This is a genomic window from Halogeometricum pallidum JCM 14848, from assembly GCF_000337095.1.
Lineage (GTDB): Archaea > Halobacteriota > Halobacteria > Halobacteriales > Haloferacaceae > Halogeometricum > Halogeometricum pallidum.
The window spans coordinates 99,853-113,708 of the sequence record NZ_AOIV01000004.1; the positions used below are offsets into that span (position 1 = coordinate 99,853).

Here is a 13,856-nt window from a genome sequence, read left to right on the forward strand (position 1 = left end):
AACAGACCTCGGCACGAGGGTGTAAAGGTTGCTCTTCTCGGGGACGAATCTGTGCGCGGTCGTGCACACCCGGTTCGCGCCGACCAGTCGGACGCGCCTCGTCGGTCGACCGTCAAACGTCCGTTTCACTCACCGGAAGGCACTTTCCGTCGTCCTCCCGATGGGGAATATGGTCTCTCGCAGACAGTTCCTCCGACTCGGCGCGGCCGCTCTCCCGACCATCGGTATCGCAGGCTGTCTCGGCGGGCCGAGTCCGCTCGGCGGCCCGAACGCGCCGCCGCCGACCGACTCGGCGACGTCAACGACCGAAGCGACCGGCGACGGCCCGTCGGAGACGCTGGGCGAGGTGCCCGCGTGGGAACCGGACTGGTCGCTGTCGTTCGACGGGGACGTACTCGGTCTCGAAGCTGACGGCGGCGACCTATTCACCACGGTGAGCGACGAGGGCGGTGACTCGGCCGTCGCCGCCATCGCGGCCGTCGACCCCGCCGACGAGTCAGTCCGCTGGCGGACGGCGATGGAGGGCGAGGCCGTCGCCGGGTCCCACGCCTCGGCGCGGGGCATCGCCCGCGGCGGATGGGGAGCGACGCTCGACGGCGACGCCGTCTACGCCGTCGCCGGCCGGGCGGACGAACGGGAGTGGACCGCCCTCCACTCTCTCGACCGGTCGACCGGCGAGCGTCGCTGGTCGCTCGAACGCGACCGAGAACTCGGCGTCGCCGGCGTCTCGGAGGGCCTTCTCGTCGCCACCGGACTGGAGTTCTTCCCGCCTGCGGACGTGACGCCGACCAGCCACCAGACGCCGGAGGAACCCCTCACGACTGTCGTCTACGGACTCGACGCGGACGACGGGAGCCTCCGCTGGACGCGGGAGTTCGAGGCCGCCTCCGACGTCGGTGCCGGGCCCGAGGGGGTGTACGTCGCCGCCGGGAACCGATTCGTCGGACTCGGTCTCGACGGCGAGACGCGGTTCACGCTCCGCGTCGGCGGTGGCCCCCCGAGACGGGTCGAAGTCGACGGCGACCGGGCGTTCCTGCTCACTGGAGAGGACGGGGACGCGACGCTCTCGGGCGTCGCCCCGAACGGCGACGTGGACTGGCGACTCGACGCGCCCGTCGGGGAACTGCTCCTCGGCGCGGAGCGACTGTACGCCGGCGGCGACGCCGTCCTCGCCGTCGACTCCGACGGCGCCGTCGACTGGCGCGACGACGACTACGGCCGGTGGCTCCTCCTCGACCCGGACGACGACACGCTGTACACGCGGTCGGGGGTCGGGGCCGACGCGGCGACGGCGTACGACGCCTCGGGCGGAGGCGAACGGTGGACGTTCTCACCGCCGTCGAACAACGCGTGGCCGGAGGCGGCGACCGCCGAGAGACTGGTCGCCACCGCCATCACCGCCGAGGACGCGGACAGTCCGTTCTACACCGTCTACTCGGTCGACGCCGACGGCGAGGCGACGAAGTCGCTCGGCGTCGACACCGCGTTCGACGCGCTCGGAGTCGACGGGAGGGTCTACCTCGGCGACGGCGAGTCGAACCTGCTGGCCCTGACGCCCTGAGCGCGCGGCCGTCGCCGCCGCGTCCGTCGACCACCGAATCGACCCCGCCGGACGCGCCGCCTCCACGTCCCTTTAGTCTCCGCGGCGTCGTCTATCGACCATGAGCGACGCGACGGGGCGCAATCGGCTAGGCGAAGAGCAGAGTCCGTACCTCCGACAGCACGCCGACAACCCGGTGCACTGGCAACCGTGGGACGAGGCGGCCCTCGAAACCGCGCGCGAGGAGGACAAACCCATCTTTCTCTCGGTCGGCTATTCGGCGTGTCACTGGTGTCACGTCATGGCCGAGGAGAGTTTCGAGGACGAGGCGGTGGCGCGGGTGCTGAACGAGTCGTTCGTCCCCGTCAAGGTAGACAGAGAAGAACGACCGGACCTCGACCGCATCTACCAGACCATCTGCCAACTCGTCTCCGGCGGCGGCGGGTGGCCGCTCTCGGTGTGGCTGACGCCCGAGGGCAAACCGTTCTACGTCGGGACGTACTTCCCGAAGGAGGAGCGACGCGACCGGGGCAACGTCCCCGGGTTCCTCGACCTCTGCGAATCGTTCGCGAACGCGTGGGAGACCGACAGAGAGGAGATAGAGAACCGCGCCGAGCAGTGGACCGACGCGCTGAAAGACCAGTTGGAGGAGACGCCGGACGAGGTGGGCGAGGCGCCGGGGACCGAGGTGCTGGGCGAGGTGACGAAGGCCGCCCTCCGCGGCGCGGACCGCGAGTACGGCGGATTCGGCTCCGGCGGGCCGAAGTTCCCCCAACCCGGCCGAATCGAGGCGCTCCTGCGCTCGTACGTCCACTCCGGCGAGGAGGAACCGCTCGACGTGGCGATGGAGGCGCTGGACGCGATGGCCGGCGGCGGGATGTACGACCACGTCGGCGGCGGTTTCCACCGCTACGCCACCGACCGGCAGTGGACCGTCCCGCACTTCGAGAAGATGCTGTACGACAACGCCGAGATTCCCCGCGTCTACCTCGCCGCGCACCGCCTCACGGGTCGGGAGGCCTACGCCGACGTCGCCCGCGAGACGTTCGACTTCGTCGCGCGCGAACTCCGGCACCCGGACGGCGGCTTCTACAGCACCCTCGACGCCCAGAGCGACGGCGAGGAGGGGACGTTCTACGTCTGGACGCCCGAGGAGGTGCGCGAGACGCTGGACGACGAGACGCGCGCCGACGTGTTCTGCGACTACTACGGCGTCACCGCCGACGGCAACTTCGAGAACGGCACTACCGTCCTCACCGTCTCCGCGCCGATAGACGAGGTGGCCGAAGAACGCGGGCTGACAACCGAGGAGGCCGTCGACCACCTCGACGCGGCCCGCGAGACGCTGTTCGAGGCACGGGAGTCGCGGACGCGCCCGCCGCGCGACGAGAAGGTGCTCGCCGGGTGGAACGGCCTGATGGTATCCAGTCTGGCGCAGGGGTCGCTCGTCCTCGGCGACGAGTACGCCGAACTCGCGGCCGACGCGCTCGGATTCGTCCGCGAGCACCTGTGGGATTCGGACGAGAAACGACTCTCCCGCCGGTTCAAGGACGGCGACGTGAAGGGCGACGGCTACCTCGAAGACTACGCGTTCCTCGCGCGCGGCGCCTTCGACCTGTATCAGGCGACGGGCGACGTCGACCACCTCGCGTTCGCCGTCGACCTCTCGCGGGCACTGGTCGAGTCCTTCTACGACGAGTCGGCGGGGACGCTGTACTTCACGCCCGCCGACGGCGAGACGCTCGTCACCCGCCCCCAGGAGCTACAGGACCAGTCCACGCCGTCGAGCGTCGGCGTCGCCGCCTCCCTGCTCCTCGACCTCGACTCGTTCGCCCCCGACGCCGACTTCGCGTCCGTCGCGGGGTCGGTGCTCGACACGCACGCGGACCGGATTCGGGGACGACCGCTCGAACACGTCTCGCTCGCGCTGGCGTCGGAGAAGCGCGCCCGCGGCGGGTCCGAAATTGTCGTCTCGGCCGACGCCCTGCCCGACTCGTTCCGCGAGGCGCTGGCGACGCGCTACGTCCCCGGGTCGGTGCTCTCGGTCCGCCCGCCGACGGACGACGAACTGGCGCCGTGGCTCGATGTCCTCGACCTCACGGAGGCGCCGCCCGTGTGGAAGGGCCGGGAGATGCGCGACGGCGAACCGACCGTCTACGCCTGCGAGGGGCGGGCCTGCTCGCCGCCCGCGCACTCCGTAGACGAGGCGCTCTCGTGGTTCGGCGGAAAGCGCGATCTCGACGTGGAACCGTCCGAGGTGGAACTCGACGAGTCGGAACTGGAGTTCGGCGACGAGTAGCGGCTCAGGCCCGAATCTCGCGGCCGTCGTAGTGTTGGAGCGTCCCTGCGAGGAACGCGGCGACCGACGCCGCCCGCTCGGCATCCTCGCACGACAGTCCGGTGAGGGCGTCGACGTAGTCGCTGCTCAGGAGCGTGTGCGTCCCGTGGAAGTCGGTGGAGGGCACGTCGGCACGTTTACGACCGCAGTTCGTCGGCGAGGTAGACGGCGATGGAGACGCGCGCCTCCTCGACGAAGCGGGCGACTTCCTCCCCATCGCGTTCGACGACGACGGTCGGAATCAGTTCGATGTCGTACTCCTCGACGAGCGGTCCGGTCTTGCTGCCGTCCTCCTCTTTTTCCACCGGGTGGTGGTGGATTCGGTCCTCGGGCACCTCGGCCGCGCGGAGTGCGGCCCCGAAGTCGGGCAGTTGGTTGCGGCAGTCCTTGCACCAGTCGCCGCCCCAGATTCGGAAGACGAGACCCTCCTCGGAGAGCGTCTCGACGGCGTCGGCGTAGGAGTCGGCGTCCCACGCGGGGTTCGGTCGCATCGTCTCGAGCGTTCCGGATTCGGCGTCGGCCATGGGCGAGGGTAGCGAACGCGGCGACGTAAACCGCGCGGTGCCGGAGACGCTCGCCAGCGCCGGGCGGCGGTCGGCGGCGAGCGTCGAGTCGTCGACGGCGACGAACGGGCGGAGACGGAGAGACCGATGTATCGGCGTCTCTTGCCCCCGTCCACCACCGTTTTCGGTGCGAACCGACTACCGAGAGGTGATGGACGCGAACATCCTCGAGACCATCGGCTCCCCGCTGGTCGAGGTGTCGTCGCCCGAGGGGGCGACGGTGGCGGCGAAGGTGGAGTCGAAGAACCCCGGCGGGTCGGCGAAGGACCGCCCGGCGCTGGCGATGATAGAGGCCGCCGAACGCGCCGGCGACATCTCGCCGGGCGACAGCCTCGTCGAACCGACGAGCGGCAACACCGGCATCGGCCTCGCCATGGCGTCGGCGGCGAAGGGCTACGACATCACCATCGTGATGTCCGACTCCGCCTCGAAGGAGCGCCGCGACGTCATGCACGCCTACGGCGCGGACATCGAACTCGTCGAGGGCGATATCTCCGCCGCGAAAGAACGCGCCGACGAGTTGGAGGCCGAGGGGATGACGCAACTCCGCCAGTTCGAGAACGAGGCGAACCCCCGCGCGCACTACCGGACGACGGCCGAGGAGATTCTCGAACAGGTCGGCGACAGGGAGGTAGACGCCCTCGTCGCCGGCGTCGGCACCGGCGGCACCCTCTCGGGCATCGGCCGCCGCCTCCGCGAGGAGTTCCCCGAGATGACCGTCGTCGCCGTCGAACCCGCCGAGAACGCCGTGCTCTCGACGGGCGAGTCGGGTCCGGACGAATACCAAGGAATGGGGCCGGGGTTCGTCAGCCCCAACCTCGACACCGACCTCTTGGACGACATCGAAATCGTCCCCCTCGAAGACGCCGAGGCCGAGTGTCGCCGCCTCGCCCGCGAGGAGGGGATTCTGGTCGGTCAGTCCTCCGGCGCGTCGAACCTCGCCGCGCGCCGCGTCGCCGAGGAACTCGCCACCCCCGAGGCGAACTGCCCCGAACCGCCGGAGGGGTACGTCATCGAGGACGCGGCGGACGACATCCGGAAGGACGCCGGGTCGGAGGACGCCCGCGCAGATGGTGGCCCTGCCGGCATAGACGACGCCGCGGACGCCGCGACCGGTGCCGACGCCGACGACTGCCCCCTCGTCGTCACGGTGTTCTGGGACAGCGGCGAGCGCTACATGTCGACCGGAATGTTCGACTGAGGTTCGGGTCGGCGCGGCGTTCGATTCCCCCGTCAGACGCCCTACGAGCCGAACTCCGACTCGTGGACGCGGACGACCACCGTCTCCTCGACCTCGCGCAGGTCGTAGGAGGGAATCGACCCGTCCGGGCGGCGCGCGACGAACATCGGTTCGACGAGGCGGCCGTCCACGAGGCCGTAGACGGCGAGTCGTTCGGCCGTCTCCTCGGGTCGCACCTCGCCGTCGCGGACCGCCTCCGCGAGGCGGCGCGAGAGCCACTCGCCGTCGGAGACGCTCGGTTCCCGCACGAGCACGTGGTCGACGAAGCGGACGAGATACCAGTTCAGGTCGTTACACAGCGAGACGGCGGCGCCGACGCTCACGGTGTCGACGGCCAGGGAGTTCTCGAACGGGGCGCGGATGTCGTACGTCGAGAGGGCGGCCCGGGCGGTTTCTCTCGACAGAAGCTCGTACTGCACGTTCACGTCGGACGACCCCACGAAACAGACCCGCGTCACGGTGTGAGACCTGACGCGGGCGGGGTTTATCCGTTCCGATGCGGGTCGCCGGTCCGGTCGTTACCTGTTACCGCCGTCGCGTTCGCGCGGGGGAGGGTTAGGCGTCGTGCTCGTACGCTTCGATCCAGTCGGCGGCGCACGCCTCGTCGCAGAACGAGAGAAGCCGACGCTCCCGGGTCAACTTCTCCGTGCGGTTCGGCGAGCGCTCGCGGTCGAGTTCGGCCTGGTAGTGCGGTTCGTTCAGTTCGACCGTCGCGCCGCAGGTCGGACAGGTGTCGGCGCCCGTCCGCCAGCGATTGCGCGGGACGACCTGCAGGACGGTCCATCCCGCACCGGCCGCCGGGGAGGAGGGGCTGCGAGTCTCAGACATGGTCGAACGTACGGGTTCAGGCTATGTAAAGGCATTTACACCCGGTTTTTCATTCGGTACGTGTCTGTTTGTGTGGAAAAACGTGACGTTAGTTCTGGTATGTCACCCGAGTAGTGGTAGCCAATCACACGTCCCGGTCGAGCGGTTCGACCGACGCCTCACGTCCCGCCTCGCGCGCCGCGTCGAGGACGCCGTCGGGTTCGGCGGCGACGACGCTCTCGAGGGAGGCGTTCGTCTCGGGGTGCGACGGCGCGACTCGCTCGCATCCGACGGGCAGCGTCGAGTCGTCGTAGGTGCCGAGGCGGCGCGCCTCCTCGACGATATCGGATTTGTCGGTCGTCGACAGCGGTCGGTGGACGGGGAGCGTCGCCGCCGCGTCCGTGACGGCGAGGTTCGGGCCGGTCTGACTCGACTTCTGTCCGAGCGACTCGCCCGTCGCTATCGAGTGGGCGCCGTCGCGCCGGGCCACCGCCTCCGCCATGACGAGCATCGCCCGGCGGAGCGACAGCATGCGCGTGTCGTCCACCGCCGCGACGAGGCGGTCGACCACGGCCGCGCCGTCGACGACGCGCGGCCGCAGGTCCTCGCCGGGCGCGCGGGCCGCGAGCGTTCGAACGACCTCGAACGCCCGGGCGCGGTGGTCGGCACCGCCGTAGTCGCCGATGTCGACGTAGACCGGAATCGGAACGCACCCGCGGCGCATCAGTCGCCACGCGGCGACGGGGGAGTCGATGCCGCCGCTGACGAGGACGGCCACGCGGCCCTGCGTCCCGAGGGGCAGGCCGCCCGGGCCGTCGAACCGAACGACGGAGACGAACGCCTCGTCGCCGCGGACCTCGATTCGGTACGTCCGGTCGGGGTCGTCCAACTCGACGGTCGCGCCGGTCAGTTCCTCTATCAGTCGCCCGCCCTCGACGTTCAGGTCCCGACCGGAGAACTCGTGTCTGTCGGCCGGGCCGACGCGGTCGGTGTCGACGGCGAACTCCTCCCCGTCGGGATGGTCGGCAGCGAGGGCTTCGAGGGCTTCGTACACCTCTTTCCGCGTCGCGCCGACGGCGAGCACCGGTCGGGCGAACGAGACGCCGGGGAGCGTCGCCACCGCCTCCGCGACGGCGTGCGCCCCCTCGGCGTCCGGCGCGCGGACGACCATGCGGGACCACCGACGCTCCACGTCTCCCTCGAATCCGCGCCCGCGGAGCAGGTCGCGCACGCTCGCGGCCAACCGGCCGGCCATCTTCGCGCGGACCTCGCTGCTCTTGGCGCCGAACTCGCCGAACCCGACGAGCACGGCGTCCGCTTCGGTCACGACGCGGAGTTGGCCGCCGACCGGTATCAGCGTCCCGGTGTGCTCGCGGTCCGCAGAACCCGCTCGAACGCGCCGGCGCTCAGAACGTCGTCAGTTCGCCGTCGATGACGCGGCGCGTCACGTTCGTCACGTTCGCCAGTTTCTCGTCGATGATGGCCTCCACGTCGGCTTCGATGTCCGAGAGGGGGACGCCCTCCTCGGTGACGACCTTGGCGTCGGCGACGTGCGGTTCGTCGATGGGGCGGCCGATCTGCGAGAGCAGGCGCACCTGCAGGTCGCGGATGCCGTCGACGTCGTCGACGACGGACTCTGCGATGTCGGTCGACAGGAGGTTGTATATCTTCCCGATGTGGTTGACGGGATTCTTCCCGGAGGTGGCCTCCATGCTCATCGGACGGTTGGGCGTGATGAGGCCGTTCGCGCGGTTGCCGCGGCCGACGGAACCGTCGTCGCCCATCTCGGCGCTGGTGCCGGTGACCGTGAGGTAGATGGAGCCCTCGTCGTAGTCGTCTGCGGTGTTCACCTGCACGTTCACCTCGCGGTCGGTGTGGTCCCGCGCCACGTCGCCGACGTACTCGCGGACGTGTTCGACCGCTTCCTCGTACTCCTCGATGTCGGCGATGTAGGCGTCCACCATCGCGGCGGCGACGGTGATGTCTATCCGGTCGTCCTCGCGCTTGCCCATCACCTTCACGTCGGGGCCGAGGTACGGATGTCGCTCGGCGTACGGGCCGTTCAACTGTCGTTCGACGTTCAGCACGATGCTCTCGGTCTCGGTCAGGGGGGCGTGACCGACGCCGAAGGAGGTGTCGTTCGACATCGGCACCTCGACGGCGTCCTCACCGAAGACGTCCTGCAGGTCCCCTGAACCCTCGCCGAGTTTCACGTCGACGATGACGTCCGTGCCGAACTCCAGTTCGGGAACGTGCTCGGCGAGGTAGTCGCGCGCCGCTTCGAGGGCGACGGCGTCGACGGGGAGTTTCTTGCCGTCGTACTGCTTGGTCGCGCGGCCGACGAGGAGGATGTAGATGGGTTCGATGACCTCGCCGCCGCCGAACTGGGGTGCGGACTCGCCGGCAACGATTTGGGTCTCGTCGGTGTTGTAGTGGAGGACTTTGCCGACCCGGTCGAGATAGAGGTTCGAGAGCGCGCGCGAGACGTTCTCGGCGATGCCGTCGGCGATGGAGTCGGGGTGACCGATACCCTTCCGCTCGACGATTTCGACGCTCTGGTCCTCGACGGCGAGTCGCTCGACCGCCTCGATTTTGATGTTCCGCTCGGTCATTACGTCCCCTTCCGACCCACTCGGTGCTATAACTTGCGGAAAACTTCTTCCACTCTCGTATTACTGGTGAGAATACACGCGGGACGGGGCGGCCTCACTCCGAGAGGAGGAGGGCGAGATAGGAGGTCCGAATCTGGTCGTTCGGGTCGAGGCCGAGGCGGCGGAGGACGTCGAAGGCGCCCTCGCGGGCGGCGTCGACGTCGTCTTCCGTCTGCATCTCCACCTCCACGAACTCGCCGAGGTCCGCCACGGCGTCGAGGGTGACGGTGTACCCGTCGAGACTGAAGAACTCGCGCTCTTTCTCCACCGTCTCGACCGGTTCGAAGCTGAGACCCGAGAGGATGTTCTCGGCGCTCTCGCCGTCTTCGACGGCCGTCTCGTGTTCGCTCCGCGTCTTCGACTGCTCGTCGACGAGGGGACCCTTGTACGTTACCGTCGTCTCCTCTCCGTCGGCCGTTTCCGTCCCGTCGTCGACGCGCGTCTCCCGGCGGATTCGAAGCGCCTCGTCCGTCTCCGCGAAGTCGCGGTGCGGGGCGTCGTAGTAGGTGTCTACCTGCGTCGTCCGCGCCTCGCGGACGGCGCCCGCCTCGGCGAGTCGCGCCCGGACCGTCTCGTGGTCCGCGCGGAGTTTGACCTCCACCTCGTACATACTCCGGACTGGCGCCCCGTGCGGGTAAAAACGCACGCTCTCCTCGCCGCAGTTCCTATCCTCCATTCTATATAATGATTTATCACCATCCACAACGTGCTAGTAAATACCATGAGTGGAGAACTCACGGAACGGGAGTCCGTCGGCGTCGAGGAATCGCTCGCCGAGTCGTTCGACATCCCTATCAGCGGACGCGTCGTCCTGATGGCGATGACGGGGGGTTTCGCCGGCACGGTGCTGATGATGCCCATCCTCGTCGGCATCCCCGAACTGTTAGGACTGTTTCAGACGGCGCCCATCACCGGATTCGCGGGGTTCGCCGCGTTCTTCGGCCTCGAACCGACGGTGCTGCTCGGTGTCTTCCTGTTCGGGTTCGGCGGCACCGTCGTCCTCCCCTTGACGTTCCTCGTCCTCGGGGCGTTCCTCCCGCCGGAGTCGCCGCGCTACCTCCGCGGCGCGACGTTCGCCACGTTCTTCTGGACGGGATTCGTCCCGGCGTTCTGGCCGAACGCCGGCGTCCTCACCGTCCTCTCCTTCCTCCTCTTTTCGCTCCTCGCCCACTGGGTGTACGGACTGACGCTCGGTGTGGTTCTCCATCGAACTACCGGTATCCCGCAGCACGACGTCTGAGCGCGCGCTTCGTTCCCCCCCCGTTCGCACGTTCTCGACGGCGCGCCGTCGGGGACCGAATCGGGAGCGGCGCCGGGAAAACAGATAAATAATATAAATAATAATCAACAACCCGTGTTCACATGTCAACAACTACCACTGACGTGGGGCTCGACGTCCTCGCCCAGACGGGGCTGATTCCGCGCGGGACGCGCGCGTTCGTCTTCGAGCGTATCTTCGAGGTGTTCCTCGCGTTGGGAACGGCCGTCGGCGTCGTCGTCATCGGCTACATGCTGTACAACGCGTACAAGTACCGCGCGGGCGGCGGACGCGGGAGCGACGCCGACCGGCCCGTCCTCGGCGAACTCCCGACGGGAAGCGGCGGCGGGCGAAAGCTGTTCACCTCCTTTTTCCTCAGCACCGTCGTCGTCATCTCGCTCGTCTCGTGGACGTACGGGACCCTCCTGTTCGTCGAGGAGGGGCCGGAGGCGGAGGACGCGATGGAGGTCCGCGTGGAGGGCTATCAGTTCGGGTGGCGCTTCGTCTACCCGAACGGCCACACCGAGGACGGCACCCTCTACGTCCCCCGAAACGAGTCCGTCAGACTCGTCGTCACCTCCGACGACGTGTTCCACAACTTCGGCGTCCCCGAGTTGCGGGTGAAGACCGACGCTATCCCCGGCCAGGAGACGGAGACGTGGTTCCGCGCCGAGGAGACGGGCAACTACAGCGCGCAGTGCTACGAACTCTGCGGGGCCGGCCACTCGTTCATGACGGCGACGGTGGTCGTGATGGAACCCGAGGAGTACGAGGCGTGGTACGAGAGCACGGAAGGGAACGAAAGCGAAACCGGGAACGCGTCGACGACTGCCGGAGCGACGGCGGAGAGTGACCTCGGCGGAGCGCTCGTGGAGGTGGCGGGATGACCGACAGCGCGCCCGGTAGCGGCGGGCGGGACGACCCGGCTCACCGACCCGACGGCGGGCAGCAGGCGGACGCCTCGACGGCGGCGGGCGAACTGACCGTCCCGGCCCGCAAGAGCGACTACGAGGAGGCCGCCTCGGAGTTCCCGTCGATGGGGAGCATCCGCCGGTGGTTCGTCACGACCAACCACAAGGACGTGGGCATCCTCTACATCGTCACGTCGCTGTTCTTCCTCGTCCTCGGCGGCGTCCTCGCGTGGCTCCTTCGGATTCAGCTATGGGCGCCGCGAACTCCGACGACGACGGTGCTCGAACCGCTGGCGTACAATCAGGCCGTCTCCGCGCACGGACTCATCATGGTGTTCTGGTTCCTCTCGCCGTTCGCGTTCGGCTTCGCCAACTACGTCGTCCCGCTCCAAATCGGCGCGAAAGACCTCGCGTTTCCCCGGCTGAACGCCCTGTCGTACTGGCTCTACTTGTTCTCCGGAATCCTGTTCGGCGTCTCCTTCTTCCAGGGCGGGACGTTCGCCGGCGGGTGGACGATGTACGCCCCGCTGAACGTTCCGACGTTCACGCCGGACGTGGGAGCGAGCACGGCGGTGCTGGCGCTCACACTGTTCGTCGCCAGCGTCACCGTCTCCTCGGTCAACTTCCTCACCTCGATGCACACGATGCGCGCGGAGGGGCTGACGCTGCGAAAACTCCCCCTGTTCACGTGGTCCATCCTGCTGACCGTCTGGATGATGCTGTTCGCGTTCGCCGCCCTGCTGGCCGCGCTCATCATCCTCTCCTCGGACAGGCTGCTCGGAACCACCTACTTCGCGCTGGAATCGCCCGCGGGGTCGATGCTGTGGGCGCACCTGTTCTGGTTCTTCGGCCATCCCGAGGTGTACATCGTCTTCTTCCCCGCACTCGGGGTGATGGCCGAGGTGTTTCAGACGTTCACCGGCCGCCGCATCGTCGGGCGCAAGTGGTTCATCGCGGCGATGGTGCTCGTCGCCCTCCAGAGCTTCGTCGTCTGGATGCACCACATGTTCTTGACAACCATCAACCTCCAGATAAAGACGCTCTTTATGATAACCCCCATCGGCATCTCGCTGCCGTTCGACCTGATGGTGTTCGCGCTCATCTACACGATGCTGAAGGGGAAGATACGCTTCACGACGCCGTTCCTGTTCGTGTTCGGCGCCCTGCTGCTGTTCATCATCGGGGGAATCACCGGCGTCTTCCTCGGCGCCATCGTCTTAGACTACGAGTTCCGCGGCACCTACTGGGTCGTCGCGCACTTCCACTACGTGATGGTCGGCGGCGTCACCGCCCTCGTGGGGGGACTGTACTACTGGTTCCCGAAGATGACCGGGCGGATGTACGACGAGTTCCTCGGGAAACTCCACTTCGGCGTCTACTTCGTCGGGTTCAACCTGCTGTACTTCCCGCTGTTCGTCGCGTGGGAGACGCCGCGCCGCGTGTTCGACTACTCGGCCGGCCTCCAGGTGTGGCACCAACTCGCCACCGTCGGGGCGTTCGTCCTCGGCCTCTCCTTTCTGATCATGTTCTACAATCTGACGAAGAGCGCGCTCTCCGGGGACCCGGTGGGTGACAACCCCTGGGAGTACGCGACGACGGCAGAGTGGGCCGTCCCCTCGCCGCCGCCGTTGGAAAACTTCCCGGGCCTGCCGACGTACCGCGACGGGTCGCTCGGGTTCCGCGAGGAGTCGACGGCGACGGACGGCGGCGTCGCCACGGCGGAGGCGGCCACTCCGTCCGCCGCGCACCACGACGAACGCGAGGAACACGTCAGCCACGCGAGTTTCTGGCCGTTCGTCGTCGGCGCCGGGACGTTCCTGCTGTTCCTCGGCCTCTCGGGTCTTCGGGACGCGTCGTTCCCCGAGGGGATATTGGGGAGCGCCTACCTCGGCACCGCCGCCCTCGGCGGCGTCGTCACCCTCGGGTCGCTCGTGTTCATGGGGCTGGAACCGTTCCACGGACCCGCGCTCGCGGACGGCGAGGCGTGGCCCTTCGACGGACTGGAGTACGGTAAGGTGGGGATGTGGATATTCCTCGCCAGCGACGTGGTGCTGTTCGGCGGATTCATCGGCGCCTACGTGTTCACGCGCGTCGCGTTCGGGTGGACGCTCTGGGAGCCGATTCCGGAGAACCCCGTCCCGGGGCTGGTGAACACCTACCTCCTCCTGACGAGCAGTTTCACCGTCGTGTTGGCGCTCGTCGCCGCCGAGAAGCGAAACCGGCCGGGACTGGTCGCCAGCCTCGTCGCGACGTTCCTCCTCGGCGTCGGCTTCCTCGGAAACAAGGCAATCGAGTGGAACCACCTGTTCCACGAGGGCCTGTGGCTCTCCTCGAACGTGCGCGCCTCGACGTTCTTCCTCACGACCGGACTGCACGCGGCGCACGTCATCGTGGGACTGGTCGTGACGCTGTATCTGGCCGCGCGGGCGTGGCGCGGCGCCTACTTGGAGGACAGCAGTTCGGTGGAGTACTTCGGTCTGTACTGGCACTTCGTCGATATCGTCTGGCTGTTCCTCTTCCCGCTGTTCTACATCCTGTGAGGTGACAA

The 13,856-nt window shown here is 68.2% G+C and carries 13 protein-coding genes; 6 read left to right on the forward strand and 7 right to left on the reverse strand.

Annotated elements, in window-relative coordinates; genetic code table 11:
- Positions 1-169 precede the first annotated feature (169 nt).
- Positions 170-1,561: an outer membrane protein assembly factor BamB family protein gene (locus C474_RS02195; RefSeq protein WP_049916659.1), complete on the forward strand. Its 1,392-nt coding sequence runs from the start codon at positions 170-172 to the stop codon at positions 1,559-1,561.
- Between the two features lie 100 nt (positions 1,562-1,661).
- Complete coding sequence (locus tag C474_RS02200) at positions 1,662-3,839, forward strand: thioredoxin domain-containing protein (protein ID WP_008383515.1); 2,178 nt, start codon at positions 1,662-1,664, stop codon at positions 3,837-3,839.
- A gap of 4 nt (positions 3,840-3,843) precedes the next feature.
- On the opposite strand, the gene C474_RS22285 is transcribed toward C474_RS02200, so the two are convergent.
- The gene (locus tag C474_RS22285) at positions 3,844-4,005 is read right to left on the reverse strand and encodes a hypothetical protein (RefSeq protein WP_160166815.1); all 162 of its coding nucleotides are present in this window, start codon (positions 4,003-4,005) and stop codon (positions 3,844-3,846) included.
- Positions 4,006-4,015: 10 nt separating this feature from the next.
- Positions 4,016-4,402, reverse strand: coding sequence for a thioredoxin family protein (locus tag C474_RS02205; protein WP_008383517.1), 387 nt, complete (start codon positions 4,400-4,402; stop codon positions 4,016-4,018).
- A gap of 190 nt (positions 4,403-4,592) precedes the next feature.
- Here C474_RS02205 and C474_RS02210 point away from each other — a divergent pair, with 190 nt between their 5' ends.
- Positions 4,593-5,642, forward strand: coding sequence for a PLP-dependent cysteine synthase family protein (locus C474_RS02210; protein ID WP_008383519.1), 1,050 nt, complete (start codon positions 4,593-4,595; stop codon positions 5,640-5,642).
- A gap of 41 nt (positions 5,643-5,683) precedes the next feature.
- Here the strand turns inward: C474_RS02210 and C474_RS02215 are convergent, their stop codons facing one another.
- From C474_RS02215 to cyaB, 5 genes are all read right to left on the reverse strand, one after another.
- Positions 5,684-6,139: a DUF5804 family protein gene (locus tag C474_RS02215; protein WP_008383521.1), complete on the reverse strand. Its 456-nt coding sequence runs from the start codon at positions 6,137-6,139 to the stop codon at positions 5,684-5,686.
- 97 nt (positions 6,140-6,236) lie between these two features.
- Positions 6,237-6,509 carry a hypothetical protein gene (locus C474_RS02220; RefSeq protein ID WP_008383524.1) on the reverse strand — a complete coding sequence of 91 codons (273 nt, stop codon included), beginning with the start codon at positions 6,507-6,509 and terminating at the stop codon, positions 6,237-6,239.
- Positions 6,510-6,633: 124 nt separating this feature from the next.
- On the reverse strand, positions 6,634-7,815 hold the full coding sequence (locus C474_RS02225; RefSeq protein ID WP_008383525.1) for a tRNA sulfurtransferase: 1,182 nt from the start codon (positions 7,813-7,815) through the stop codon (positions 6,634-6,636).
- 79 nt (positions 7,816-7,894) lie between these two features.
- Positions 7,895-9,100, reverse strand: coding sequence for a methionine adenosyltransferase (locus tag C474_RS02230; RefSeq protein WP_008383527.1), 1,206 nt, complete (start codon positions 9,098-9,100; stop codon positions 7,895-7,897).
- 94 nt (positions 9,101-9,194) lie between these two features.
- Positions 9,195-9,749, reverse strand: coding sequence for a class IV adenylate cyclase (gene cyaB / locus C474_RS02235; RefSeq protein WP_008383529.1), 555 nt, complete (start codon positions 9,747-9,749; stop codon positions 9,195-9,197).
- Positions 9,750-9,860: 111 nt separating this feature from the next.
- Between cyaB and C474_RS02240 the strand changes: the two genes are divergently transcribed.
- The 3 genes from C474_RS02240 (at position 9,861) to C474_RS02250 (ending at position 13,848) form a co-directional block, all read left to right on the forward strand.
- On the forward strand, positions 9,861-10,379 hold the full coding sequence (locus C474_RS02240) for a DUF6789 family protein (RefSeq protein WP_008383530.1): 519 nt from the start codon (positions 9,861-9,863) through the stop codon (positions 10,377-10,379).
- Between the two features lie 122 nt (positions 10,380-10,501).
- Entirely contained in the window at positions 10,502-11,284 is a 783-nt protein-coding gene (gene coxB / locus C474_RS02245; RefSeq protein ID WP_049916652.1) for a cytochrome c oxidase subunit II, read from the forward strand.
- Positions 11,281-13,848: a cbb3-type cytochrome c oxidase subunit I gene (locus C474_RS02250; protein WP_008383534.1), complete on the forward strand. Its 2,568-nt coding sequence runs from the start codon at positions 11,281-11,283 to the stop codon at positions 13,846-13,848. Before coxB ends, C474_RS02250 begins: the two co-directional genes overlap by 4 nt.
- The last annotated feature ends 8 nt before the right edge of the window (positions 13,849-13,856 follow it).